This window comes from Paucisalibacillus globulus DSM 18846 (assembly GCF_000482485.1).
Taxonomy (GTDB): Bacteria; Bacillota; Bacilli; order Bacillales; family Amphibacillaceae; genus Ornithinibacillus; species Ornithinibacillus globulus.
Genome location: NZ_AXVK01000029.1, coordinates 79,527 through 104,819, shown reverse-complemented (window position 1 = coordinate 104,819; position 25,293 = coordinate 79,527). Strand labels below are relative to the sequence as shown.

General features: G+C 35.4%; 14 protein-coding genes and 1 riboswitch. Of the genes, 1 reads left to right on the top strand and 13 read right to left on the bottom strand.

The annotated features are described in order from the left end of the window. Positions 1–361: 361 nt before the first annotated feature. From cbpA to K332_RS0109490, 3 genes are all read right to left on the bottom strand, one after another. Positions 362–988 (bottom strand): cyclic di-AMP binding protein CbpA, encoded by a 627-nt coding sequence (cbpA, locus tag K332_RS0109500; RefSeq protein ID WP_026907246.1) that lies wholly within the window; start codon positions 986–988, stop codon positions 362–364. Positions 989–1,204: 216 nt separating this feature from the next. Beyond that, positions 1,205–1,708 carry a hypothetical protein gene (locus tag K332_RS0109495; RefSeq protein ID WP_026907245.1) on the bottom strand — a complete coding sequence of 168 codons (504 nt, stop codon included), beginning with the start codon at positions 1,706–1,708 and terminating at the stop codon, positions 1,205–1,207. Between the two features lie 360 nt (positions 1,709–2,068). After that, the gene (locus tag K332_RS0109490; RefSeq protein ID WP_084287884.1) at positions 2,069–3,001 is read right to left on the bottom strand and encodes a DMT family transporter; all 933 of its coding nucleotides are present in this window, start codon (positions 2,999–3,001) and stop codon (positions 2,069–2,071) included. Between the two features lie 254 nt (positions 3,002–3,255). Between K332_RS0109490 and K332_RS0109485 the strand changes: the two genes are divergently transcribed. After that, positions 3,256–4,500, top strand: coding sequence for a TraB/GumN family protein (locus K332_RS0109485; protein ID WP_026907243.1), 1,245 nt, complete (start codon positions 3,256–3,258; stop codon positions 4,498–4,500). Positions 4,501–4,542: 42 nt separating this feature from the next. Here the strand turns inward: K332_RS0109485 and K332_RS0109480 are convergent, their stop codons facing one another. From K332_RS0109480 to K332_RS0109435, 10 genes are all read right to left on the bottom strand, one after another. Then, positions 4,543–9,897: a diguanylate cyclase gene (locus K332_RS0109480; RefSeq protein WP_156914176.1), complete on the bottom strand. Its 5,355-nt coding sequence runs from the start codon at positions 9,895–9,897 to the stop codon at positions 4,543–4,545. A 735-nt stretch (positions 9,898–10,632) separates the two neighbouring features. Continuing rightward, positions 10,633–16,011, bottom strand: coding sequence for a diguanylate cyclase (locus K332_RS0109475; RefSeq protein WP_026907241.1), 5,379 nt, complete (start codon positions 16,009–16,011; stop codon positions 10,633–10,635). A 237-nt stretch (positions 16,012–16,248) separates the two neighbouring features. Continuing rightward, a riboswitch (cyclic di-GMP riboswitch) is annotated at positions 16,249–16,335 on the bottom strand. A 323-nt stretch (positions 16,336–16,658) separates the two neighbouring features. Further along, on the bottom strand, positions 16,659–17,999 hold the full coding sequence (locus tag K332_RS0109470) for a short-chain fatty acid transporter (protein WP_026907240.1): 1,341 nt from the start codon (positions 17,997–17,999) through the stop codon (positions 16,659–16,661). A 229-nt stretch (positions 18,000–18,228) separates the two neighbouring features. Beyond that, on the bottom strand, positions 18,229–18,384 hold the full coding sequence (locus K332_RS23580; protein ID WP_084287881.1) for an aspartyl-phosphate phosphatase Spo0E family protein: 156 nt from the start codon (positions 18,382–18,384) through the stop codon (positions 18,229–18,231). Between the two features lie 165 nt (positions 18,385–18,549). Further along, positions 18,550–19,503, bottom strand: a complete 954-nt coding sequence (locus K332_RS0109460) for a carbohydrate kinase family protein (RefSeq protein ID WP_026907239.1) — start codon at positions 19,501–19,503, stop codon at positions 18,550–18,552. 27 nt (positions 19,504–19,530) lie between these two features. Continuing rightward, positions 19,531–20,985 (bottom strand): glycoside hydrolase family 32 protein, encoded by a 1,455-nt coding sequence (locus tag K332_RS0109455; RefSeq protein ID WP_026907238.1) that lies wholly within the window; start codon positions 20,983–20,985, stop codon positions 19,531–19,533. Between the two features lie 15 nt (positions 20,986–21,000). After that, complete coding sequence (locus K332_RS0109450; protein WP_026907237.1) at positions 21,001–22,401, bottom strand: sucrose-specific PTS transporter subunit IIBC; 1,401 nt, start codon at positions 22,399–22,401, stop codon at positions 21,001–21,003. 210 nt (positions 22,402–22,611) lie between these two features. After that, positions 22,612–23,598 (bottom strand): LacI family DNA-binding transcriptional regulator, encoded by a 987-nt coding sequence (locus K332_RS0109445; RefSeq protein ID WP_026907236.1) that lies wholly within the window; start codon positions 23,596–23,598, stop codon positions 22,612–22,614. A 196-nt stretch (positions 23,599–23,794) separates the two neighbouring features. Beyond that, on the bottom strand, positions 23,795–24,232 hold the full coding sequence (locus tag K332_RS0109440; protein ID WP_156914175.1) for a hypothetical protein: 438 nt from the start codon (positions 24,230–24,232) through the stop codon (positions 23,795–23,797). A gap of 81 nt (positions 24,233–24,313) precedes the next feature. Continuing rightward, a complete protein-coding gene (locus tag K332_RS0109435; protein ID WP_026907234.1) occupies positions 24,314–25,138 on the bottom strand; it encodes an MBL fold metallo-hydrolase in 825 nt (274 codons plus the stop codon). Positions 25,139–25,293 lie beyond the last annotated feature (155 nt).

Genomic DNA, 25,293 nt, shown 5'->3' with positions numbered 1-25,293 from the left:
CAGATTACCTCCTTGAAACACAATACCTATCTGGTCGGACAAAGGGAGACCTCTGTGGGTCACATCGCTTCCTTTCCCCCTAGCCCAGCCCTCTTAACATTTCGAGCTACGTCAGTTATTGGGACTTCCTGTTTTCTTGCACAGTCACCCTACTCTCATGCCAACATGGGATACTGGCTCTGGTCAGGGGTTTGCCTTCAGACCCTCCGCACGGCTCCTCACGGTCTCCGCACTGTCTGTTAGCTAATACTTACCGACTGAACGGCGGTCGTATTCGGGACTTTCACCCTATAGTGAAGCGTGCTGCCACACGCACAAAAAGCTACTGAACCTTTTGATTCAGTAGCTTTTCCATTCTAAACTAATTCAATTTCTCCACATCTGTCACTGTAAAATTATTCTTATCTAGATCAATTTGAATTTTCTCTGCTAGTGCTTCATCTACATCTTCCGGAAGTACGATAACAACTCTTCTAACATAATTAGAATTATTATTCAACGAAATAACACTTTGCACATTACAATGCTTGTTAACAACCTTCAACATTTTCTGTAATGCACCAGCATATTCAATCGTTCCAATGGTAAACGAATAACTTCCATTATGGACTCCCCATGCATTTTCTAAAACTTGAATAACATTTCCATTTGTTAGTATCCCTAAAAATTCCATGGAGTCATTTACAACGGCTAGATAAGGTAGCTGCTTTATCGATGAGAATACTTTAAAGAATGGAGCATCTTCCTTTATGTAACCTTCGCGGTCAGAAATCAACTCCGATAATGTACCGACCAATGAATGATCAATCTCGTACTCAAGTATATCAACTTTGTAAATGTTGCCTACATACTTCTCACCAGTCTCATCAAGAACTGGAATACAGCGATAACCTGATTCTTCAATCGTATTCATCACGGATTCTAAGCTATCATTTTCCCTTACATGGACAACTTCTTTTTTGTTCACATAATCATTTTTAACTAGCATATTTATCTCCTCCATGACAATGTTTTTGGGATGACTAATCCCTATCCCTTACCTCTATTTTCCTACATTACCAGTCAAATAGCAACATTGACACGTCGACAAATATCTTTATTTTCCTATGTCAGTGGAAGATTAATAAACTATCCTAACTAAAAAACAAGACTGCTAGGTCAGCTATTTAGCTAAATTCTAACAGTCTCATTTTCAAGTACTATTCTATTCTTCTTCCTCAATAAAATCATATTCTTCTTTTAATGATTCCCAACTATCCGTAACAGCTTCATCCGCATCAGTTGCAATCGTATTCAATTCTACTAACTCTGCCTCAAGCGCTAAAAGCTCTTCTTCAGTTACACTTTCACTAATAAATGCTTCAACGAATTCTTTCTCTTTTGCCACAGCATCATACATCGCATTAGCCAATTCTACATGAAGATTATGATATTCTTTTGCTACATCATATTCTAATGATTGGGTATCATAGTATTCTTTTATTTCTGTAAGTAATGGAAGTAGTTCGTTATCATATACTTCTATTGCTTCTTGATCTGTTGCTAAAGAATCAATTTTTGAATAAAGACCGTCAATTTGTTCTAATTTAGGATTAATTTCATCCACCATCTCATTATGATAGTCTAATACTTCATCTGCCTCAGGTGAACTACAAGCTACTAACATCATTAAAGCAAAACCAGTTAATAATAATAAAACTTTTTTCATCAAACTTTTCCCCTTTTTTGTAATCTAAGAAAGTATAAAAACCTTCCACTACATACAAAAACAAACACATTCGATAAAAAACGAGCGAATGTGAGTTTTTTATGTACTCTTAGCAATTTTAAATCAAATCTATAAACTGTCAATTAGGTGGAAATTGCTAAAACTATTTTAATAGTCGTTTAGTCTTATAGCAGGCATACTGTAGTCACTATTCGCCACCTAACTTTCTGCCTATAAGAGGTTATAAAGTCCATACCATTTCCATTTTATGTAAATTAAGTAGTTCCAAATATTCGTTTTTGTATTTTTTTAAAATAAATAAGTCCTTCACTCAAAACGAGTAAAGGACTAACTAAGCTTTTATGCGACGTCACGCTGTCTTTTCCCATGATAATTAACGATGATTATACCAATTGCAACTAATGCAATAGCTACGTAAATAAATATATTCAATTTCTCTCCTGGTATAAATATTGCTGACATTACCACTCCTGAAACAGGTACAATGAACTTATACATACTGAGTTCACCCGCATTATTGAATTTTAATAACGAATACCATAGAGTAAAAGCAATCGATGATAGTAAAGCAGAGTAAATAAACAATCCCCACCCTAACGGTGTGAAGGTAATGGCTCCTTCTTCTAAAAATGGTAACCCAATAATCAGCAAAATGACGCCACCTAATGATAGTTGCCAACCAGTTATTGCAAAAGGATGAATCCCAGCTGCAAGTTCCTTGGCAAGGATGGTTGCAACTGCAGCAGTTAAACCGGAAAGAATCATGTATCCTTCCCCGTCCCATTGGAAAGAAATTTTAAATTCTTGCCCCCAATTGGCTACAACAATTCCTGTAAACCCTGCAATTAGCCCTAGTGTTTTTTTCCAGTTCATCCGATCACTCTTATAGTAAAAGTGAGCAAGTATGACTGTGAAAAATGTGCCTGCTGAACTCAGAATGGCACCTTGCATTCCAGAAACATTTGCAAGTCCATTATAAAAGAAAAAGTATTGTAATGATGTTTGAACAACACCTAATATAATAAGCGTAAATAACTGCCTTTTTGTAACTAAAATCCGCTTCCAGTTTTTCGCCACAATAAAGAGAAGTACAATCAAACCAGCTAGAAAAAAGCGAGCACCTGCAAAAACAATCTTAGCAATCACATCATCCGATGCCATTTGCAGCTCCTCATAACTTACCTTTAATACTGGAAAAGCGCTACCCCATAACAACGAACAAAAAACCGCAATTAAAACAACGGACCATTTATGTTGAAAAAGTCCTTTCAAAATATTCATCTCCTAGTTTGTATCATTATAATGTCCAAATGAATATCATACGCCAAAAATACTAACCTAGCAAGAATGGAATGTTATCTGTTCACCCTATTTCTCCTAGTGAATTCCAAAGACCAGTATTACTTAGGTTCCACCATATCAGGTCGTGTGGCAGTCCCGCGTAAGATTAGAGTTGCTCATTTTTAACGGAGTTGCTATAGTGGTGGAAAATACTGTTAATCAATGCAGCATTGGGGGAGATTTCTTTGAAACGGATCTTACGTTTTGGTTTACTACTAACGTTTCTTTTATTGCTGGCTTCTTGTCAGTTGAATAAAGAAGCAGAAGTTGTTTATTTCACTGATTATCAACTAGAGCAAATCATTCGCGAAGAACTTAGACTACCAGAGGGAGATATTTTGCCAGAAGATTTAAAGACCATTACAGAATTGGATTTATCTAGTCAACGAATTAAATCAATCGATGGCATCGAGTATCTTGATCATGTAAAGACTCTTAATCTACAAAACAATAAAATCGCAGACTTTTCCCCATTGGAGGGAATGGATAGTCTAGAAGAAGTTAATATTGGTGGAAATCCATACGAAACTGAAATCATTGAAAAACTAGAGAATAAAAATATCGTGGTACTAACAAAGGTAGAAGTTGAAGTAAGAGGAAATGAAGATGGTCCAGGAGGGTTCCTTTGGAAGGTAGAGAACGGGGATACTACTGTCTATTTACAAGGAACGATTCATCTCGCTACAGAAGAATTCTATCCCTTAAATCGAAAAATTGAAGAGGCATATGCCAAGTCAGATATTATTGTTCCAGAAATTGATATGAACAATATCAATATGCTAGACATGCAGGCAATGACTATGGAATTAGCAACCTACACAGATGGAAGTTCTATCGAAGACCATCTTGCACCAGAACTCTATGAAAAGTTGACAAGTAGCTACACAGACCTAGGCTATTCTATTACCATGTTTGCAAACTATAAACCTTGGTTCCACTCTACATTAATTCAAAATTTAATGACGGAAGAGCTCGGGTTCATTGAAGGGGTAGACTTTTACTTTTTAGACCGCGCGGAAGAAGATCAAAAACAAGTCATTGGGTTAGAAACTGTCGAAGAACAACTATCTATTTTCGCTGATACAACACCAGAATACCAATCCGAAATGCTGGAAGAATCATTAATTGAACTAGATGAATTCGAAAGTCAAATGCACGATATGTTTAACTTATATTTAGAAGGAAATCCAGACAAGCTTATCGAATACTTAATCGTTGAAGATGCGGAAACAACAGCTGAAGAAGAAGCATATATGCAAGCACTCAACGATGACAGAAATTACAACATGGCCGAACAAATCGCAAAATTCCTTGAAGAAGACAGTGGGGATACCTATTTCGTTATCGTAGGAAGTCTACATTTACTGTTAGAGCCACATATCCGCTCTATCCTAGAGGAAAAGGGATATACAATCGAACAAGTATTATGAAAAAAAACTGTACGGGATAACCATAATCCCGTACAGTTTTTTTTAAACCATCCCAGATAATAAATTACCATACACATTTAGCATATTAAGATCGTCTGCCCCAAACTCCTTAACTCTTGTTGGAGCTGATAGATAAATCGCCCCTCGGACTATTCCTTCTATCGTAATAGGAACAGCTAAAATTGAATCCCAATCTGGTAAACCATTCATTTTATTTTTCTTATCTGCTACATCCCAATTAATGGTATATATACCACGTTCCTCTAGTAGTACGGAATTCAAAATCTCTTTATCAACCAAAATATCCTGGCACCACTCATTAACATACGCTTTTCTACCATAGTACTTTTGTCCATTTGCATGATAAAGTAAAATATAGCCATACTCTGCTTGACTAATTTCGATAACCCTACCTAAAAATTGATACAGTTTCTCCTCTAGAGTTAATAGGGAATTGTTTAACTGGATAAGTTCAACCATTGCCAGCACATTTCGAGAATCTTTTATATCATCACCACTTAAGATACCTGAAAGCTTATTTTGTGGCTTAAATTTGGCGATAAATTCCCTCTGCCAAAGTTTGACTTTATTTCTACCAGTTTCTTTTGCCATGTATAATGCTTGGTCAGCCTTTTCTATTAATTCTTTAACATGTTGTCCATGGTTTGGATAAGTAGCAATTCCCATACTTAACGTTACTTCAAACTTATCACCTAACAATCTTTTAGACGTAACCGTTTTCCGAATGACATCACCAATTTCTAAAGCTTCATCCTGTCCAACAGAAGGTAAGATTATAATAAATTCTTCCCCTCCATAACGCCCTAGAATATAGTTTTCCTCTAAAGATTCCATGACTGTATGGGAAACCTTCTGTAACACATTGTCCCCAACTTGGTGTCCATATCGGTCATTAACTTGTTTAAATCGATCCAAGTCAAGCATAATGATACTGAAAGTTTCCCCAGAGTTCCTAGAAAATTCAGCATGATATTGTAACGCATCATCCAAATACTTTCGTGTTAGTGCACCAGTTAATCTATCGATTGTCGCGGACAGCTTCAACTGATGCTTTTCTACCATTGCAGCTAAAAAGCCCATCAACTCGTTACACTTTTCTAGACCCGCTTCATTAAAATTATTCACGAACATGTCCGTTTCTAAGTAAACATATCCAAGAATCAGACCCTGCTTATTAGCCGTTCCTTGCTTCTGAATAATGGGAATATATAATGCACCATGTATACCCTTAGGTAAAAGCGTTCCATCAACAGTGTGCTCTTTATCATCCACCAAGAATGCTTCCTTTGTAACACGAGCCTTACTAATCATATATTGATTGATAGGTACTTCATAGCTGTCATTTATGGAACACAGAACGGTTAATTCCTCATGCTGATTTTCCGTTATGATAAGACCCCTTGTTGCCAATGTCACCCCAGCAAAAAACTTCAGAACCATAGTCATATTATTTATCGTATTGGCACTCACATTTCGGAGTATATCGAATGGACTTTGAATATCTTTAGAAACTCTAGTCATATGTTCTTCACTAATCTCTGTTATAAAGTCTTGGTGCTCAATAAACGAACTCACATAATCCTCTTCTAAAATTTGTTTTAATTTTCCCAGTGTTAACTCCGTAGTACCTGAAACCTCTTTATTCACAAAAGTAACTTGTTCCCCTGTTAACCATTCATAAATATGTTCAATTCTAATAAATCCTCTCGCAAAGTTATGACTATTAACATATAGTAGCTGATATTTTTCAGGAAGATCCTTCGTAATGCTTTTTATGATTTCAGTACCTTCTAAATAATAATGTGCAGCGCGATACCATTTGTTATTTTGCAATGCATAGTCTCCTAGTAACAGCAAAATTTTACCAACTGTCTCACTATGCTTTGCTTTTTTTGCATACTCTAATCCACGGATTAAGTAACCAATCGACTTAGCTGAGTCATCTTTCAATCCAAGTAGATAATAGTAACTCGCCCATAGTGTATCAGGAGTTTGGTCAGAAAGATATCCTTCTAGTACTTGTACTAAGGGCTTTGCTAAAACATGTTTGCCTCGTTTGTATAATATAATTGCGGCATGGGTCAATACCTTAACATTAAATTGTTCTCTCGGTATTTTTTCCACTGAAGAAAGAATTTCTGTAATTAAATCTATTAAATGAATATCCTGTGTCGTTCTTAGCATATTCATATTTTTATAGATTATCGCGGAATAGGAATAAATATTTTCCCTACCTTTATTATATGCTACAACGTAATCACTATATTTATTTGCCAGCTTAAAGTCACCAATTTGCTGGTAAAAATTCATGCTTGTATTGTGAAAATCAAAGGTCTGTAAATCACTAAGATTACCCTTTTCATAAAGGTCAACAACAAGATCATAATACCAAATCGCATGCTGGTAATCACCCAGTTCTGCACAGGTTAGACACATCAAATTGTACAAATGATACATGACCCATTTAGAACCACCTATTTCGGCCTTTTGTAATGCATGTTGAAAATGTTTATATGCCTCTTCGAAATTGTGTCCATTGGCGTATATATTACCGATACTTGCTAATGCACGGATTTCAGTTTCAAAAATACCGTATTCCTCACTTAAATCACGAACCTTAATAAAATACTTCATTGCTGTATCTAGTTCATCCATAAAGGCTTGATGAATAACACCAATATTATTAACTGCACCTAAGTACCCTTTTGTATACCCTGCTTCATTTAGCAAATTCATTGCCACAAGATAATAATCAATAGCTTCCTTAACACGATTATGCTGCACACTTGTAAATCCAAGTAATAAATACGCATTACCAGTAATTCGCGGAAATTCATCTCCACTTTCCTCAATAATACTGTGTAAGATTTCTGCTGCTTCATCAATCTGATTTTCCAACTCTAACAAAAAGGCTTGAAGTCGTTTAAACTCTAATCTGGGTTCCATATCTTCAATCACAGGAAAATGCTCTTCTACCTTTTGCAAATATTTCTTTACCTTTTCAGCCTGGTATAACGTTGCATATAGATTTGCTAGTGCAAGATAGATTGCTAATCTATCTTCCTGATGATTGGTTTCCTTTGCAAGGTCTAATGCTCTATTTAAGTATTCCAATGCCATTTCAGTTAAATTTACTTGAAGACTTAAATCACCAATTTCCATATATAATTTTGTTTTTACAAATGCATCATCAATCATGGTAACAGCCTTTTCAAGATACTGAATTTCAGCTTTTATCTCATGTTGTTCATGTAATTGATTGGCAATTTCTAAATAAGATTTAATACTTTTTTCTAGGTTCTGTGCACCTTCATAATGAAATATTAGCTCTTCCATTTGGGGTTCCTGATTTTTCTCTAGAAAAGATACAACTTGGACATGCATCTCTTTTTTCACTTCTAGGTCGATAGCATTATACACAATCCGCTTCAGTACTTTATTATCAAATTCAAATAAATACCCTTCATCGGAAACTAGTTCCTGAAGAATACCTCTCCATAACAATTCTTGGAGATTTTTAGTAACTGTGGTTTCTTTTTCTTGAAGAACAGCATTAATAGCTCGTACAGATATAGGCTTATTATAAACGGCTACTGTATTTAAAATAGCTAACTTTTCATTGGTAAGGTCCTGTAGCTGATTTGACAATACTTGTTCAATGCTCTCAGGAATTTGTAAGGAATTATAATCATTTGTAGGTAAATGAATACTCCACACTCCATTTTCACGAGAAACCTGAATTTGCTTACGACTATACAAATCCTTCAATACTTCATGGATAAACAACGGATTTCCATACGAACGTGAAAAAATCCTTTCCGTTAATTTAACCGGTTGATAAGGGATAGATAGAATTTGCTTAATCAATTGTGCTGATTGTTCTTTCGATAATGGATCTAATCGAATAAAACTTGAGTCGGTTCGCTTTTTAAGTGTTTCTAGGCTTTCCAAAAATATATGATTCTCACTATCTTCCCTAACCTCGCCAGACAAGATAAACATGAGATTATTTTGATTTATCACATTAGAACTTAAATAGTTAAGTAAATCCAATGTAAACTTATCAGCAAAATGAAGGTCATCAATGATAAAAATTGCAGTTTTCCCCTGAAGGCTTTCATTTATAAAAGAACCCATTCTATTTAATAATCGATATTTACTGTTTCCATCCAGTAACATTTCTATGGAAGTTGAAGCTACTCGTCTTTCTAATTCTGGTAAATATTTTACCAATTCAGCACGATATTTTCGTAATACATTTTTATCTGTTTGACTAATAAGCTTTTGTAAAATTTCAATCCATAGATTCTTACTACTTTTGCATTCTAACTGAAAGCTTGCGTAGACATTTAACTTTTGTAAAGCTAATAAAAAGTTAAGCTCTTGCAGAAGGCGTGTCTTTCCAATTCCATTATCACCTTGTATAAAAAAGATTCGCTTACTTCGCTTATACCCCTTCATCCGTTCAACGTTTTTTAAGATTAGCTCCATCTCCAAATCTCTTCCTACAATTTCGGTATCGAAATGAAGCTTTTCAATTTCTTCTTTATGAATGATAGGAAATTCTCTGTCAAGCTCTCTACCAAGTTCATTAACGATTGCTTGTACATTTTCATATGGGTAACCCTCTTCAAACATTAATAAATTCCCTACAATTGGTAGTATCTTTTTTAATACTAGCTGCTCAGTAATACTGTAGTTATTCAGATTTTCCTTCAGCTTTTTCAACTCTATTTTTGGATTTGCTATATAGCTTTTTTGCAGAATCATTGCTAACCAAATAACACCAAGGGAGTACATATCTGATTCCATGCTGGCATCTTTTCCAGCTAATACACTTGGTGATTGAAAATATGTGTCTTCTAATTCATGACGGCTATATCTTTCTATTGTAATTGTTGCAAGATCCTTAAGCTTTATGGAAACTCCATCACCTGATTTTACTACTTGAATTGCATGTGGATTTAAAGAACCATAAACAAATCCATTTATATGGATGTAATGAAGTATGGAGCAAATCTCTACAAAACAATCAATCGTTTCATCTATTGTTAGCTTCGGTAAATACTCTACAAAAGCCTCTGTTTTTCTGTCATAATCAGATGTAAAATAATATATTTTATCCGTTTGTGCTCTGTTGTCAATGAAAGAGACCACACCAAATTCATAGTTTCTTACTATCTTCTTATGGCTTACGTTCTTCATCGAAATAAATTTCTTAACAAAAATATCAACTAACGATTTTGGTGTGTATTCCGAGTTTAATAGGTTTACTTTGATGTAACGATTCTCTTTTAGTATATCAATTGCAGAGTACGTTGATACGAACTTGCCTTGGTCTAGGAGTTCAATAAGTCTATAACGATTGTTTATCATTTCCACGGACCTCACCTCATTTTCGGTTAGTTGTAGTTTATTGGCTTATATTAAAAGATTGTTAATTACACAGAATCTATAGACTGTGCGGTAACTTTTTTAGGATAGTGCTATCATACCGCTCCGGCAGAATACTCCGCTTTCCACGGGCACGGCCTCAGCCTCCTCGCGCAAAAGTCACCGCTGCGGGGTCTTCGGACACGTGCTGTTCCCGCAGGAGTCTCCGTATTCTGCCTGCGCTAGTATTGGTTCTCTAATTAAAGTTAGTTTAATGACGTGATAAGTGAAGTTAATGAATTCAATCTAAACTAGCTCCGGAAATACACGGAGACTCCTATGGGAGGACAGGCATAGGTGAGACCCCGCAGTGCGAAGCGCGAGGAGGCTCAACAGCCGCCCATGGAAAGCGCAGTGTATTTCCGGAGCGGGTTTGATGCACTACCAAAAATAATTAGTTACCGCACAGTTTCCATCAATCATGCCATAAAAAGTAACTAACATTACGAAAACAGGCTATTCGTTAGAACGAATAGCCAAATTTTCTTGTTGGTTAAAATTTATCGGTTTTTATTGGCAGTCAGACTATCATGGACAATCGAATACTTTTATACCTTGTTTGTCAAAGTCCTTTACTTAAAACAGTTTGCCTTTTCTACTTTTCCCCGGTAATACTATCTAAACACCTTTACTAGTTCACGAATAATATTTTTATTATTCTAATAGTTGATAACTCCATTATATAATATTTGCCATTAATTCACTATATACATTTAGTACATTTAGCTCATCAGCACCAAATTCCTTTAATCTAGCTGGTACTGATAGGTAGATTACTCCTTTTACCCAACCATTTGAAATGATTGGTACAGAAATGATAGAATCCCAGTCAGGTAACCCATTCACGTTATTGATTTTTTCTGTCTCTTCCCAGTCAATGGTGTATAGACCAAGTCGATCGGTAATGACAGTAGAAACTATTTCTTCATTATAAGTATTCTGTTCTAGCCATTCTTCCTCTTGAGATTTCCTACCAAAGAAATCGATAACGGAATTGCCATCTGAAATAAGTATATATCCATATTGGGCCTCAACAATTTCAATCATTCTTCCAAGGAATTGATAAAGTTTATCTTCTAGTGATATATCTAAATTCGTTAGTTTTACTAGCTCTACAAGTGCTAATACGTTTCTCGCATCCCTAATCTCATCGCCAGAAATAATACCAATTAATTTATTAGCTGGCTTTACTTTATTCTCAAAATCCTTATGCCATACTTGTGAATTATTTCTACCATTTTCCTTGGCGATATATAATGCCTGGTCTGCCTTCAAAATAAGTTCTCTAACCGTTTGTCCCTGTACAGGGTATGATGCAAGACCCATACTTATTGTAACCTCATGTTTCTCACCAAGAAGCCTTTGATCTTGTACTTTTTTACGAAGTGTTTCAGCAATACGCTTCGCATCGTCTAGTTTTACAGAAGGTAGAATGATGACAAATTCTTCGCCACCATATCGACCAACCATACTTGTTTGATCTAGGTTATTAATAATAACCTGTGAAACTTCCCTTAGGACTCGATCACCAATTTGATGTCCATAACGATCATTAACACCTTTAAATTTATCTAAATCAAACATGATAATACTAAATTCTTTACCACTCTTTCTGGAAAAATCGAGTGTGTTTTGTAAAGCATCCTCTAAATACTTTCTAGTTAACGTACCTGTCAATTTATCAATTGACGCGGTGATCATTAATTGACGTTTTTCTAGTAGTAATACAAGAAAGTTCACCATTTCCATACATTTTTCTAAACCACGTTGATTAAAATTATTCACAATCTTGTCTGTTTCTAAATAGATATATCCAAGAACTTGGTTATTTTCACCAAAAGACACCTTTGATTCTAGCCTTTTAATTATTGGAATACACATAACACCCTTTAAATCATCCAATAAGAGAGAGTAATTTCCCATTTCTTCATTAGTCCACTCGGATAGAAGAACAGGTTTCATCGTTGATCTAACTCGATTATATAACGATGCATTTCCGGGTACATTGAGATTTCCATTAATGGAAGAAAGAACGGTTAATTCTTGTCCTTTTTCTTCTGCTAGAATATATCCCTTTGTTGCAAGCAATTTACCTGATAGGAATTTACCAATATAATCTAAGTTCTTCGTTACATCGCTATCCAGATGCTGTAAGAGGATTTCTCCCTTGTGAAAAATTCCTCCTGATAGTTTCTCCATATATTGATTGCTCACATATTGCATAAACTTTTGATTGTTAATAAAACTATCCACATCATTAGCTTGTAACAGCGCTTGTAAATCGTCATTGGAAGAAACTCGTTGTGGTAAACGATCCTGGTTCCATTCATGTGAGGTCATCCAACCTCTTATTTCTGTTAATCGATAAAATTCCTTAGAGAATTTTCTTCCATTGATATAATTCAGTTTATACGCATCAGGGATTTGTCTAATTAAGCCTTTAATGCCTTCACTGCTTTCTAGATAATAATTAGCAGCTTCATAATACTTACCCATTGCATAATAAGCATTCCCTAAATCTGCTTGAATCCGAGAAATAAGTTCCTTACTTCTCGTATTTTTAGCTAATTCTAAGCTTTCTTCCAAATAACCAATTGATTGATTCGGATTCACATGAAATTCTATAGCACCCTTTGCATGTAAATAAATAGACTTAAGTCTTTCTGGAGTATCTTCTTGAATATATTGCTCAACCCTACTAAATATTTGATATGCAAGCTTGTATTCATTTTTTGCACAGAGATGATGTATAGCCTGACACAAGCTATCAATATTAGTATTTTTATTGGTTATCTTTTCCGAAATCTTTATAATCTGATTCGTCAAAAACTCCTCTTCAGAATGAATATGTTGTATTTGATTAATCAATACATTTACAGTAGCTGTATATTTGAGTATATTCTCATGTTCACTATGGAACTGAATCGTTTTTTGATTATAATTGTCAGCTTGGTCATAGTTACCTAGCAATTGATGCAACATTGCACTGGTTTGATAATAATCACCAATATCAAACCCCTTATTAGGATTATCCTTAATATCTTTTTTCAACTGTCGATATAATTCTAGGGCCTCTGGATAATTATTCATTTCAAGAGTTACTCTTGTTAAAAAGTTTAGAATCATGTATTTTTCCATTGACATATTATATCGTTCAGCTTTGGTCAAAGCATGGCTAAAATGGTCATATGCTGTATCAAAATCATATTTTTTCAGATGTGATTCAGCAATATTAATAAGCGAATATACTTCACTTGTGAATATACCATATTCTTCACTTAGATTTTTAACCTTTAGGTGGTACTCCATTGCCTTATCTTGATCTTCATAAATCTCCGCATATACGTGGCCAATATTATTTAATGATAATAATGCACCTCTCGCGTAATCAATTTCTTCTAGAAGATTTACCGATTTATGATAGGACTCTAAAGCCATCTCAATTTTACCAATATGGAGGTAAATAAATCCTAAGGTACGATAAGCGTTCCCTTTAATTTTTTTAAAGTGTTCACCACATTCCTCAATTACCTCTATAAATAGATCAGCAGCTTCTGTTAACTGGTTCTCCTCCAAAATTAATGAGGCCCTGATTCTCTTAATTTCAAGTCGTGCCTCTTCATCTGGTCTAAGTTCCATTTCCTTCTCTGCTTTAGCAATATAATCTAGTACGCTTCCATTAAAACGTAGAAGTAAAAACGCATTTGCTAAATTCACATAAGTTCTTATTTTATGCTGAGTATGATTGTCTTCAATTGCGAGACTCTCAGCATTTTCTAAGTACTCAAGTGCTAATGTAAAATCACCTGCATCCGATAATAATGCGCCAATTTCTAGATACAATCCTGTCCTTTCTGTAAGTAATTCAGTATGTTCAAGGGCATGCTTCAAATTTTCAATTTGAGCCTTTGTATTTCGAGCTGCTTGCAACTTCTTGGCATTTTCAAGGTAATATGTTTTAGCTTTTTCATGATTGTTTGACCGAACAAATTGGAAAATTAATTCATCTAAATTCATCGCATAAGAAACATCCATATGTTCTTCTATAATAGAAGCAGCTAGCTTGTGATTTTCCAGTCTTTTATCCGGCTGTATTTTATCATACACAATGTTTTTCAGTACTTTACTACGGAAGTCATACAGGTACGAATTATCACCGATTAGGCGCTGTAAAACTCCCTTTTTCACCAAATCTTCCAAACTACTTTCCAATTTATCCAATGTTAAAAAGTTCTCCATCATTCTCATAGAAATAGGCTTTGGAAAAAGTGAGATGGTCATAAGAATTTCCATACTAGATGGATATAAATCCTTCAACTGATTAACAAGTGCATGTTCCACACTATCTGGGAGATCCAGCTTGTTATAGTCGTTGTCATCTGGTAAATCTATTTGCCATTTACCAGTATCCTCACCAACATAAATAATTTGTCGACTATACAAGTCCTTCATTATTTCGGTGATGAATAACGGATTACCATAAGATTGGGAATAGATCCTCCTTGAAATATTTCTCGGTTTAAACGATATCGACAAAATACTTTGAATCATTTTGCCTGTTTGCTTTTCATCCAGTGGTTCCAAACGAATCGTTTCAGAATCCATCCTTTTCTTCATATTCTTAATAAAATCTGAGGCAACTGGATTATGGGAAACATCACTATCTTCACAAGAGAAAATTAACGTTAAATTCGTATTCTCTAATACTTCCGTACATAAATAGTTAAATGTATCAATCGTAAAGTCATCTGCAAGATGAATATTATCAATAATGAATGCAGTCGGACGATTTTGGATACTCTCACTAATAAACCCTGCAATTCGATTAAGGAGGCGATATTTTGTATTATGCTCATTGGAATAATTCAGTGATGTGGCGTAGTTTTTATCTACTAATTCAGGGAAATATTCCATTAGTTCGATGTTGTATTTTTCTACTGTATGTTGACTCGTTTCCATAATAAGTTCCCTTAAAATGTCTATCCACATTTTCTTACTATCATCTGAAATACTATTTAAGCTATAACTTGCATATACACTCGCTTTACTTAAATCTAATAAAAAATTAACCTCCTGAAGTAAACGTGTCTTCCCAATTCCATTCGCTCCTTGAACAAAGAAGATTCGTTTACCTCTCTGATAGGAAATCATCTTGTCATTGGCTTTTATTATTTTCTGTATATGCTCATTACGACCAACAAGCTTGGTGTGAAGATTAAGTCCCTTAAATTCTTCCATTTTAACGATCGTGTAATTTTCTTCTAAAGCAGCATTAAGATCCATAATCAGATCATATAAATTGCTATACGTTTGTTCATTCTCTGTGTCTAGTATCTTACTAAGGATGGGAACAATCTTTCTGACATCCGAATCAACCGAATTTTTCATGATGGAAGCTAATTCTTCCTTAGGGTTATTAAGGGAGGGACGATTTGTTAACATCGCTAATAAGATTACACCCAGTGAATAAAGATCTGACTCAACATTCTCTATTCTTCCAGCTAAAACTTTTGGAGATTTATAGGCTGAATCCCCAATTTGTTCTGCATTGGTCATTCTTTGGATTTGAACTGTTGCCACATCATCTAGTAGAATAGGGAATTCTTCATTCCCTGTGTTAACAAATACAGCATTACGATTCAAGGAACCATGAACAAACCCCTTCAAATGTAGGTAATGGACGGCGGTACAAATCTCCACAAAATAATCTATAATCTGTTTAAACGTTAAATTCCCTATTATATTAAAAAGGTTTTTCCGACCCGTTATATATTCTGACGTATAAAAGTATTGCGGATCAGATTGTAGTTTATTATCAATAAATGAAACCGTATTAAAGTTATAATTTTGAATGATGTTATTACTAGTTAATCCTTTTATTTCAATAAAACGATTAACGTAAAAACCAATCAATGTCTTCGGTAAATACTCGGAATTTAACAAGTTTAATAGAACAACTTTATTATCATTTCGCATATCAAATGCCAAATAAACGGTAACATGCTTCTCTTGACTAAATAGTTCTTTTAGCCTATATCTGTTATTGATGATCTCCATTTCCTTCACTCCTGCGAAAAATCATGCCCCATCTGACAGATGTTTCTAATAATCAAAATTTGCAAAACACTGGTTTCACTAGAAATTCAACTTAAAAATAATTACTTTCGAATATTCTTACAAATAAAATTAAAATATTGAATATAGGCGTCAAAAGCCGTACTTGTCCAGGCTAGAGGTTTATCCATTCCTAACTACAAAAATGGCTATCCATAAACATGAATAGCCAAAATAAAATTTGGTAGCCAGGCGATCATAGTCAACTTGTACGTTAGACCCTAAGCTTTGCGTCCTACCCTTTCGAATAGTTTGCCTTTTTTCAAATTTTCCAGTATTTAGTTACTATTACTTAATACCTATTCTACACCAATCTTAAGATAATTCAATAATTTAAGAGAACAAATTTCAGTTTCTTTTAATAACTACTTATTATTTCAGACAACCTCAAAATTGTATTACCCAAATTGGATGAAACTCAAACCTACATAGGGGATCTTATTGCGGAAATTTCTAATCTTCCTAGTGAGATTTTTACTAAACATTTCGAAATAGGATAAAAAAAGAAAGACCAGTGCTCGAATCGCACAGGTCCTCCCTATTAATCGGTATTTGACTAATTTACCTAAATTAGTTTTTTTGCTTTCTATCTAAAACAACAATAATCCAATCGAGATTGGAATAAAGCTCCATAGTAATACCATTACACAGAATCCCATAATATCACGAACTTTCAATCCGGCAATTGCAAGTAATGGCAATGCCCAGAATGGTTGAATCATGTTTGTCCAGGCATCTCCCCATGCAACCGCCAAGGCAGTTTTAGCAGTATCAGCACCAATGCTCATCGCTGTCTCCATCATGATTGGCCCCTGAATAGCCCATTGTCCTCCACCAGAAGGGACGAAGAAGTTTAGAATACCAGCACTAATGAAGGTCAACCAAGGGAATGTGAATTCATTAGAGATGCTAACAAACCACAATGATAATTGATCACCAAGACCCGAATCAAGCATCATTCCCATAATTCCAGCATAAAAAGGGAATTGAATAATTATTCCTCCTGCATTTTTTACCCCTCCGGATACACTATTCAAGAAGCGTCTTGGCGTTCCATGAAAAATAACTCCTAGAAATAAGAAGATAAAGTTTACGATATTAATATTTAAATCAAAACCATTCGTAATAAAATGATAAAGTACAAAAACAAGTCCAAATATACCTATTAAATAGGAAACTATTTTGCTGTTCTCTAATCGGTCTGCAGGTGTCATTTCTTCCTTTGGAGTGACTTCTTCAACCTTTTCTTCTATTACATTTTGCTGAAGATTTAATAGTTCAGGGTCAATTTGCCCAACACTTCGATGTGATTTCATCAATAAACGATTTAATAGTGGTAATGTCACCAGTAGCGAACCAACGATAAACAAATTGGGTCCGCCAAATAAAGTTTCCGTAACTGGGATTGTCCCCATAACGTCTTCTAGAAAATGTCCTTCTGTTGCAATAGTTAATGGAATTGATCCAGAAAGACCACCATGCCAAACTAAGAAACCACTATAGGCACTCGCCATCAGTAAACGGTAATCCGCAGATGGTACACGCTTTGCTACGTGTACAGCAAGTAAAGCACCTACCACAAGACCAAATCCATAGTTAATTAAACATGCGATTGTAGCAACTAATGTAACAAGTACTACAGCTTGTCCAGGTGTATTTGCTAGATTACTGATTTTTCCAAGTAACCTTTTTACTACTGGACTATTTGCTAGAATATAACCTGTAACAACAATGAGAGACATTTGCATCGCAAATTCTAATAGCCCCCAGAAGCCCCCACCCCAATGTTGAACCATCTCAATAGGCGTATTACTTGTAAAAACAATACCAAGTATAAAAACAACAAAAGTTAGAATAATAGCAAATAAAAATGCATCTGGAAGATATCTACGAACGATTCGATCAAAAAAATTAGTAATAGAACCAAGCATCTTTTCCCCTCCTTTTAACTGTGAGCTTAGTATATGTTATTCTTTGATACTCATTTTATTCTAGTCATTACCATTACTATAGTTTATTCGTTTTTAACTAAAAATCCAACTTTCAAAGGAAAAAATGCTTTTATTTTTATTTTTAAAATCGTTTGGAAAATGCGATAATATGAAGTTATATAATAAAATGGGACACGAGGGTTTGCTTGATTACAATGTCTTGTTACTACTACTTTTCTTTCATGGAGGTAAAAATTAGCTCATCTAATTCCTTACTTTTTTTCAAGACTTGCCAACTAGTTATACCGTGTTTTTTTGCTTCTTCTATCATTTCATATCTTTTTTCTTCGATGCGACGAGAGTAATCATTCTTTTTTGGTTTCATGACTTACCTCCTATATTCCTGTACACGAAGACAGAACCTTGTTGTTTATATACCTTATTTCTAAATGTATTAAACTGGTAAAATATACAAATGCCAGGTACCAGCACAATTTCGGTGAATTTGCTGGTACCTGGCACAACATATTTTTCAACACTTTTATTCTATTTAGGATTGGATAAATGCTTGGATTTGTTCTAAGCTAGGCATGCCTGAAATAGCACCTTTCTTGGTTGCTACATAACCGCCCATAGCATTCCCAAATTTAAGGATTTTAGCCATTTCTTCTTTTTTTAATTGTTTTCCTAGTGCATCCATTTTAATAATCTGATACAGTACTCCCGCAAAAAATGCATCGCCACAACCAGTTGTGTCAATCGCATGTACAATCTGGCCAGGTACCATGACAGATTCTCCATTGGCAAATAAGTAACTTCCTTTTTCCCCTAGCGTTACAAATAGAAGTGGCATATTATATTGCTGGTTTAACTTTTCCACACCAGTTTGAATATCCTGTTCACCAGTTAGAAATTCTAATTCATCTTCTGATAACTTAACAATATCTGCAAATGACATGATTTCTAACATCCACTTGTTAGCTTCGTGCAAGCTTTCCCAAAGAGCTGGTCGTAAATTAGGATCATAGGAAATTGCTATATTGTTTTCCTTTGCATGCTTTAAAGCTACAAGAGTCGCTTCCCGTACAGGATTATCCGTCATGGAAATAGAACCAACATGAAAGACTTTCGACTTAGAAATCAAATCAAGATTTAAGTCATTTTTGGTAAGCATCATATCAGCACCTGGCTTACGGTAGAAGCTAAAGGAACGTTCCCCGCCTTCAGCTATATGCACAAAGGCAAGTGTGGTAGGAATACCAACTTGAACGATTCCCTCTACATTAACACCATTGTTTCTTAATGTTTCCTTTAACATGTCACCGAACTGGTCCTGCCCCACACTACCAATAAAACCAGACTTAATTCCTAAAGAAGATAATCCAACCATCACATTTCCAGGTGCCCCTCCTGGATTGGCCACGAAGCTTGGATTTCCGTCATCATTATGCCCCTGTGGTGTAAAGTCAATTAATATCTCACCTAATGCAGTAACATCTGTCATTTTGCTCACCTACTTTAATCTTCAAAATTAGTACGAGGTTATTCGCTTTATATCCCATTTGCTCATATTTAATGCTATCCTACCATCAGCCTTGAAAACAATTTCCTGTCCCCGGTCAAATATCCGTGAAGTAAAGACCGCCTCGCCATCATTAACAAAGACTTCCACGGATGATGTATCCTTAAAAATTTGGAGTGTATGGAGTTCATCCAAGGAATAATGCCTTTGTTCAAGCTCTTTTCCATTAAAGTTAACCCGTTCGAATGAAAATACTTGTGTGGTTTGATCAAACATTATCGATGTCGAAGAACCAAGTTGAATAAGAAGGTTTTTAGCATTCCATTCTTTGATTTCAATTAATAGCTCATAAACGAGACCATTAATAACCTGAAAGGACTTACCTTGTGAACCAAGTATAATGTCAGAATAACTTATTTCATTTTCACGTAGATTTTTCAGTTCAAGAGCTGGTCGCTGCAAAAGAGCACCATCTTTCCATTCCAATTCTCTTGGGATTGTTAAAGCATGAATCCATTCATTGCGAATAGTCGGTTGAATAATATCCTCTTCTTCAGCATTTCCCATCCAGCCAAATAATAGATACCGGCCGTTATCATCCATTGTTGTTTGTGGAGCATAAAAGTCAAAACCGCGATCTAGTTCAACAAATTCTCCATGGTCAAATGTTGGCTTTTCTAAATTCACTTTCCCGGCAAAATAACCAGACTGGAATATGTTTTGAAATTCAAATCCTCTCGCAGGGATACCCTGTGGACAAACTAATAATATGTCCTTCCCATTCACTTCAAGTAAATCCGGGCATTCCCACATATAACCGAAATCACCAAGACCGTGCTGTCCGCTTCCTGTTAAAGTACCACGAAAATTCCAACTTTCAAGGTCTGAAGAGGAATATAGTACAGCTTCCCCTTTTTCTGCTTCCGTTTGAGCACCAAGAACCATATACCATTTCTTATCCTGATAAAACACCTTTGGATCACGAAAATGTGCCGTATACCCTTTTGGCACCTCAATAACTGGACCTTTTTTTTCAAATGTTAAGCCATCTTCTGAAACAGCTAGACACTGATACGACTTACGATTTCCTTCGTCATCTTTCACATTCCCAGTATAGAAAACGTACATCTTGTCTTCATGGACGATTGTACTGCCAGAATAACAGCCATCCTTATCAAACCAACTGTCTGGGGCTAGTGCAATGGATGCTTCCTCCCACCTAACTAAATCATCGGAAATATAATGTCCCCAGAATTTCGCACCATGTGCTGTTTCAAAAGGATTCCATTGATAAAAAACATGATATTCCCCTTTATAAAAAACAAATCCATTCGGATCATTTAATAATCCAACAGGGGGCATCAAATGGTAATGCAAGCGATAAGGATCGCTTGCAACCACTTGTTTTATGTCAGCTACTCGACGATAAACTTTTTTCTGTAATTCTGAAGATGATTGTATCATAACGATCTCCTAATCCTATTTTTCTATTCTCTCTGCTTCCTTATCGGAATAGCCAAACATCCATGTTAACAGAAAAGCAACACCGATGGCTACAACGTTAGCAAGGATATAAAGCGGTAATTGAGAGTTTAGATATAATAATGTACCTGGAATAACCGTAATTGCCATACCCGTACCTGCTAAATTCAATACAGAAGCTAAAAATCCACCAGCTGCACCACCGATTAAGCCCATTATAAATGGTTTACCATAACGAAGGTTTACTCCAAAAATTGCTGGCTCAGTAATACCTAAAAAGGCTGACAAAGAAGAAGGCATCGCTAATGCTTTTAGTTTTTTCTTTTTCGTTTTCAATCCGACAGCTAACGTTGCACCACCTTGTGCTGCAACCGCACTTGTTACAATCGCGTTATAAGGGTTATTCCCTAAGTTCTCTAATAATTGAACCTCAAGTAAGTTAAAAATATGATGGACACCTGTAATGACAATAATTTGATTTAGGCCACCAAGTAAAATACCTGCTAATCCTAATGGTAAATCAAGTACCCATAATGCTGCGTCTAAAATATAGCCTTCCACTGTATGGAAAACAGGACCAATAATAAATAATGCTGCAACACTCATAACTAATAACGTTAAAAATGGGGTTAGGATTAAATCCAACGCTTCCGGAACACGTTTACGAATAGCTCGCTCTAACTTTGCCCCAATGATACCAGCAATAAAAGCTGGTAATACAGCACCTTGATAGCCTACAACTGGAATAAAATCAAAGAAATATAGTGGATCAGCACCTGAAGCTACACCCCAAGCATTCGGTAGGGCTGGACTAACTAACATTAGGCCAAGAACTAAACCGATAATTGGTGTTCCGCCAAATACACGGAACGTAGACCAAGCAATTAATGCTGGTAAAAAGATAAATGCCGTATCCGTTAGAATTTCTGTATAGAGAAGAAAGTTACTAGAAATATCCTCTGGTGCAAGGCCAAATAAGCCTAATATTTCCTCTTGCATGAGTAGTCCGCGTAGCCCCATAAAGAGACCTGTCGCAACTAGAACCGGAATAATTGGAACAAATACATCCCCAAATGTTCGAATCGCACGTTGGAACGTGTTTCTTTGTTTAGATGCTTCCTCTTTCTGATCCTCTTTTGTCATTTTGCTCAAATCGAATTTTTCTACTTCTTCATAGACCTTGTTAACTGTTCCAGTTCCTAAAATCACTTGATATTGACCTGAGTTGAAAAATGCCCCTTTTACTTTATCAATGTTCTCAACCTGATCTTTGTTCACTTTGTCCTCATCATTAATAATGAAACGAAGTCTTGTTGCACAATGTGTGACCGATTTAATATTATCTGGCCCACCAATAGCATCAATAATTTCTTTTGCTATTCTTTTGTTTTCCGACATACAAACCCCTCCAATTTGTTTTAGGGAATCGATTCCACGTCATGGAAAGAAAAAGGTAGAAGTGCTGAAACAGAAGTATAACTTTGCTCACTATTTTTCCCTGATAGGTTCATCCCTTTTATATTTTGTACAATCTATGATGTTATACGTATCTTTCAAGGAATCGATTCCAGATAGATTAGCTCAATATGGAATCGATTACATTTAAAATCATACACTTTTTCGAATGATAAGTCTATAGTCTAAAATAATTTGTTTTTGGTACTTCTTGGCGTTAATTTTGGCAAGTAGTTGCTTTGCTGCCTCTTCTCCTGCTTTTTCATTTTGATAATCAACTGTTGTTAAGGGCGGATCAAGATACTTTGCCAATTCAGATGCGCCAAAACCAGCCAATGCCATTTGTTCTGGTATACGAATTCCTTTTTCCTTTAAATAACTAATTGCACCAATTGCCAGTCTATCCGTAACTGCAATGGTAGCAGTAGGTATACTCGTTGTCTTTGTAAGAATATTTTTCATTGCTTCATAACCAGATTCAATATCAAAAATACCAGTTTCAACCCAGTTAGACTCCACTGCTAATTCACTGGATTTCATTGCATCCAGGTAACCCTTCTTTCGCAAATAACCTACCGAATGGTCTGCTTCATCTACCCCAATAAAAGCAATATTAGTATGTCCCTTCTCTATGAAAAAGGTGGTTAAATCACGTGCTGCATGGTAATCATCATAGGTCACGTACATTAAGTCATCTGCCTCTTGTCCGACGATCACTATGGGAATATTCATTCCCTTTATCTTTTCCATTAATTTAGGCTCGGTATTAGTTGCAATTAATATAATTCCATCAACTTGACGCAGTCTTAATACATCAAGGTACTCCAATTCTTTATCCTTATCTAAGTTGGTATTGGCAAGTATAATCTGATACCCATTTTCTGCTAATTCCTTACCAACTCCAGTCACAATCCTACTTGGTGTTTCGGTTTGAATCGTTGGAAGAATCACACCAATAACCTTTGTTTTCTTTGTACGAAGGGATTTCGCTTGCTCACTAGGTACATAACCAGTTTCCTTAATAACCATCTCCACTCGCTTCCGAGCATCTTCACTTACATAACCTGAATTATTTAATACTCGTGATACCGTAGTGCGTGAAACTCCTGCCATCTCCGCAATATGTTTAATCGTTACCAATCGGAACGCCCCTCCTTCATTTCAAACAACAAAAAAATACTATTTCAATCAAAACTCATGGTTACCATGTACCATAGTATACAGATTAATTTATCTTCAAAAAAATAGCAATGCATCCACCAAAAGATACATTACTAGTATAAAAGACATTTAGTAAAAATCCACTCATTATTAAAAATGGTGGATGATATTTAATTTATTTTTTTTTTCGAAACAACAGTGCTGCAGCGAGAACAGCTCCGGCTGCACCAATATATTTTACACCAGTTAACGACTTTTGAAACCAATACCTACCAATGGACTTCATATCATCGATGAGTTCAGCCATTTCTTCATAAATATACCGCTTTTCCATTGGTGTTAGATTTTTTGATTTTAAATTATCATTTAAATGTTCTATTTTCAAACTATGTTTCTGCTTATCTTTTTCTACAATCTTTGGGCTTTCCTCATTCATCATTTCGAGGTGTTGAAGAATATTCTTAGCAAATGAAACGGAGTCCGTCCGCTTAATCAAATTACTAATACACTTTTCTAATTCTAAATCCCTTAATTCACCTAACTGATGGATAACCTCAACAATTTCATCCGTAAAGCCCTCAGTATGAAAATCAATTTTTTTCCGATACTCCACTACGATCACCCTATGCAAGTAATAAACTGAAGCGAAACTAACACTAATCATACTACATTTTTCCTATGAAATGGATTACATTTATGTTTCAAATAATGTACCTTTTAAAGCCTTAATATAACGGTTAGCAGATCTTTCCACAACTGCTATTCCATCACTTTTAACCATTCGATGAAAAGCATTATAAATCCTATCAAACTTCATGGTTTTAACTCTCTCCGCCATTTCACTTACTTTGTTTGCTGGTAACGGGATTAAATTAGGGTAACTATACATAAAACTAACCCAATGTTGGTCCGGTACAATTTGAATGACGTCACCTGATAAAAGTACTCCAAGACCTTGATTACCATGTTGCCACTCTAATACCGTTGCCCCCTTAAAATGTCCACCCAAACGATGCAAATTTAAACCATAATTCAGTTCATGGTTTTCACCAGACCAAAAAACGATGCGTTCACTAGGTCTAGTTATCCATCCCTTATCATCTTCATGAATATATATTAGTGCATCAAAAGCCTCAGCCCACTCCACTTGAGTGGAGTAATAATGAGGGTGTGAAAGTGCAATTACATCAATACCACCAAGTTCTTCTACTACCTGGATAGTGGTTCTATCTAAGTAAGTGATACAATCCCAAAGAATATTAAATCCTTGGTTTTGTACTAAATATGCAAATTGACTGATTCCGTAGTTCGGATTGGTGTGGATACTATAAAGGTTTTCTTCTTCCTGGATAATATCATTTCTGTATATCTTTTCTTGTCTCATTTTTTCTAGGGTTGTCCAGGATTGACCTTCGGGGTGTATGTACTGCCTTTCTTCATTACAAATCAAACAGGAATCAGGTGGCAAAGTTGATTGTTCATATTGTACTCCACAAGTCACACAGATAAAATGATTCATATTAATCTTCCGACCCTTCCTACATTCCCTATATTTTCCATTTTATCTTAATTCTAGTAATTATCAAACGGGTATTTAGTCCTGAATATTTTTCGACTGTTTTTGACAAGTGCCAGGCACTAAGTAAAATTCGACACATATTCTCTTTTAAATTG